5 protein-coding genes and 1 pseudogene are annotated in these 3,312 nt (G+C 64.5%); all 6 read right to left on the bottom strand.

The features are described 5' to 3' along the window. Positions 1-627, bottom strand: a 627-nt coding sequence (locus OXF11_07050) for a hypothetical protein (GenBank protein MCY4486859.1), incomplete at its 3' end; no start/stop codon positions are given. Positions 628-950: 323 nt separating this feature from the next. Then, complete coding sequence (locus OXF11_07045; protein ID MCY4486858.1) at positions 951-1,076, bottom strand: hypothetical protein; 126 nt, start codon at positions 1,074-1,076, stop codon at positions 951-953. A 300-nt stretch (positions 1,077-1,376) separates the two neighbouring features. After that, on the bottom strand, positions 1,377-1,559 hold the full coding sequence (locus tag OXF11_07040; protein MCY4486857.1) for a hypothetical protein: 183 nt from the start codon (positions 1,557-1,559) through the stop codon (positions 1,377-1,379). 67 nt (positions 1,560-1,626) lie between these two features. Beyond that, positions 1,627-1,887, bottom strand: a complete 261-nt coding sequence (locus OXF11_07035) for a hypothetical protein (protein MCY4486856.1) — start codon at positions 1,885-1,887, stop codon at positions 1,627-1,629. Between the two features lie 307 nt (positions 1,888-2,194). Continuing rightward, positions 2,195-2,449 carry a hypothetical protein gene (locus tag OXF11_07030; GenBank protein MCY4486855.1) on the bottom strand — a complete coding sequence of 85 codons (255 nt, stop codon included), beginning with the start codon at positions 2,447-2,449 and terminating at the stop codon, positions 2,195-2,197. A gap of 143 nt (positions 2,450-2,592) precedes the next feature. Continuing rightward, positions 2,593-3,147: pseudogene (locus OXF11_07025) on the bottom strand (reverse transcriptase domain-containing protein). Between the last annotated feature and the right edge of the window lie 165 nt (positions 3,148-3,312).

Below are 3,312 nucleotides of genomic sequence, written 5' to 3'. Positions count from 1 at the left end.
GCGAAACGGCAAACCGAAGATATAGATGAATCTTTCGTTGGAGCTTGCACCGATGTTGGTGTCTGGCGCCACCGCGACGCCCATGTGCATGTTCCACCGTCGGCGCGCCCGTATTTGCGACAGGAAGCGCTGGACGTTGGCGACCACGGGTGCCGGGGGGTTGCCCGCCAGCACGCGCTCGAAGTGCCGCCTCGCCAAGCCGTCCTGGCCCGTGAAAAAGAAGGTCCGGGCTAGTTCCAGACGCACGCGCACCAGCCCGGGACGGTCGATGAGGATTTTGCGGAAGGCGGCAATCGCATCGTCCAGCAGCGTCTCCCGCTCCTCATCGGCCAGGCCGGGTTGCCGCGATGCCTGGACCGCGGCCACGCCGAAGAGGAAAAGCGTGTTCGTCTCGACTACGTCATTCTCCAGCAGCGGCCGCAGAACAGCCAGTGCCTCCTTGAAGCGACCGGCATCAATCAGTGTCTTCGCCGCCGTCGCGCCTGTCAGCTCTTCAGCGGCGCTCCCATCCTGAAGGACAACGAGCGCGAGCAACAAACAGGCGCTGATGGCGAGGGCACGCCACAGCCGGGTGAGGATCATCGCGTTCCTCTGGCTGAGGGAGACGAAGACGGTGGCTCGTTCCACGCCGCCCTCTGCAAGAAATCGGATACTCGAGCCTCCACCCGGGCGGTCGTAACGTCCATCTTGGCATGCTTGACCGCCTGGATCTCACCCGCGGCCGGTTCGCGGCTGCATGCCGCGATCCGGCTCTTCAGCTTCGTATTCTTCATGATCGGAGACTCTCCTGTTGTTCGACGAGGCCTCAGCCGAAGCCTCGCTGGTGAAACAGTACAGCCGTCAACGTCCGCGTGGCGACTCCGAGTTCGACGAACTATAGCAGTTCACCGCGGCAGCGCCAAGTTGTCTACTCACTACCCAGCGTTGCGTTATGCAAATCAGTTGACTAGTCACGCGGCCACGTTCGCGACGGCATCCAAAGATGCCGCGGCGAGTGATTTGCGCATCAGGATGCCGACGAAGATTTCGATCCGGTTGAGCCAACTAGCGTCTATCGGTGTGCAGAACAGGTGCAATCGCCTCTGCTGCTGGACCCATGCGGGGTCTAATTTGCGGAAGGAACCGCCGCACATTGGCCAACACCGCTGGCGGCGGTTCGCCCGACAGGACACGCTCGAAGGGTTCCCGCGACGCTCCGTCCTGCGGTTGGTAGAAGAAGGACGGGGCCTGTTCCAGCCGGATGCGCACCAGACAGGGTTCGTTCACCAGAAGGCCCGGAGCGCGGCGACGGCCTCGACGGCCGCGAGGCCCAGCAGGAACACAGGTGTTCCTGTCGCCGGGGCGCTATCCCCGAAGACAAGGGGGTTCGGCGCTTCCTACTTCTTGTGCGCGCCGAACGCGCCCACGTAGCTCTCGGTCATCGTGTCGTCGCCGGTTCCCGTCTCGCGGGTCACGCCGAACGTGCCCACCACGGACATCGGGTGCTCGGTGGCTTCCTCGCCGTCGCCGAAGAAGCCGCCGCTCCAGGTACCGTTGAAATCGCGTGTCGCCTGACCCACCGCCTACTGCATGCCCCATCACGGCATTGCCGTCGAAGGTGTCCGCGCCGGTCGCAATGCTGGCGGTCTAATTCGCGGCCATCGCCTTGTCGCGTTCGGCCTCCGCCTCATCTGAGGTCATCGCCGCCAACGCAGCCATGTAGGCGGCAGCGGCGGCTTCAGCGGCCGTCTTCGCCGCATCGCGCGCGGCTTCCGCCTCGTCCGCCGCCATCTCCGCAACGTCCGCGTACGTATCGGCGTTCACGTAGTCCGTGCGGGCGCGCATGGCCTTGTTTGCAGCCGCCCGCGCGGCGGTCGCCCGCTCCCTCGCCATGGCGGCCTTGCCCATCGCCGACTCGTAATGGCCTTGCGCCTCCTCCTTGTAACTCTTCGCGGCGTCCGGCGCCGCAACTCCTGCGCGTCCGCGAGCATCGTTTCCGCTTCCGTCTTCTTGTCCTCCGCGGTCCGCTGCTCGACCATCGTGTCGGCGGACATTCCGTCATCCTGCGCCCTCATGGACGCCTCCTCGGCCGCTCTCGCTGCCGCTTCCGCCCCATCGGCCGCCATCGCCGTATCGGAACTGGCACCCAAGAGTTCCGCGACTTTATCCGACGCCGCACGCGCGCTGGTGGCCGCCGTCCGCGCCGCAACAGCCGTCAGTCCGCAAGAGCATCGACCGTCTGGTCAATGCCCATCAGGAGGAGTTGGTCACCATCGACGAGTTGCGCGACAGAACGCCCGAGCTTCGCCGTCAGGAGCAGGCGCTGTATCGGGAACTGCAATCCGCTGTGGATCGGGCCAAGGACCGGGAGATCTACCTGCGGCTTGCTCAGACCCTGACCGGCTTTCTGGAGCGGCTGCGCTTGTCCGCCGAAACCCTCGACATCGCGGAACGCCAACGCATCGTCCAACTCCTCGTGAAGGAGGTGTTGGTCAGCGAGGAAAAATCACTATCCGCCATTCAATCTCCATCTGGGGCTCGCCTGGTGGCGGTCCAGACCCGTCGAAACCCGGCGCCGACAGCACCGAAGGCGAACGTTGCCTTTTGCGTTCAGGGCGTCCGCACGCCCCCTTGGGGAGTGCCAGCGACCGGCTTGTGCACAGTGCCCTCTTCGAGCACCCCCGCTTTCAGCCATTTGTCGATCATGCGCCTTACGACGCCGTCCTTGATCCGCAGGTCGAGGAATGACCGCAGGTGGGCGTGCGGGATCGAGTCGAAGTACGCCTTGAGGTCCGCGTCGATCACCCACCGTTGGCGCTGCTCGATGATGCCGTTCCGCAGTGCGTTCAGGGCATCATGAGCCGACCGCCCGGGCCGGAAGCCGTGCGAGCACGGCAGAAAGTCCGTCTCGTAGATCGGCTCCAGCAACATCAGGAGTGCCCGTTGCGCCACCTTGTCTTCCAGCGTCGGTATGCCCAGAGGCCGTTTCGTGCCGTCCGCCTTCGGGATGTAGCTCCGTCGCACCGGCGGCGCGTAGTAGCGGCCAGACTTGATCCGTTCCAGGAGGTCATCAAGGTTGGCCTCAAGGTCCTTCTTGTAGTCCGCAGCCGTTACGCCGTCGATGCCCGTTGCCCCATCCTTGCGCGTGCGGCGATAGGCTTCACGCATCCACTCGCCGTCGATCAGGTGGTGCAGAGACGTGAACACCCGCTCCGGATGCTCCCTCGCCTGTTCGGCTATCCACTGCTGTTTCGCGTACGTGTTGGTGGAACTCAGGGTTTCCTCCAGCGTTTCCCATCAGTGGGTCTGTTCAGATGACGCCCCGCTTCCCTC

The organism is Deltaproteobacteria bacterium (assembly GCA_026712905.1).
GTDB lineage: Bacteria > Desulfobacterota > Binatia > UBA9968 > JAJDTQ01 > JAJDTQ01.
The sequence above is the reverse complement of the archived record's forward strand: the minus strand, read 5'-3'. Positions and strand labels throughout refer to the sequence as shown.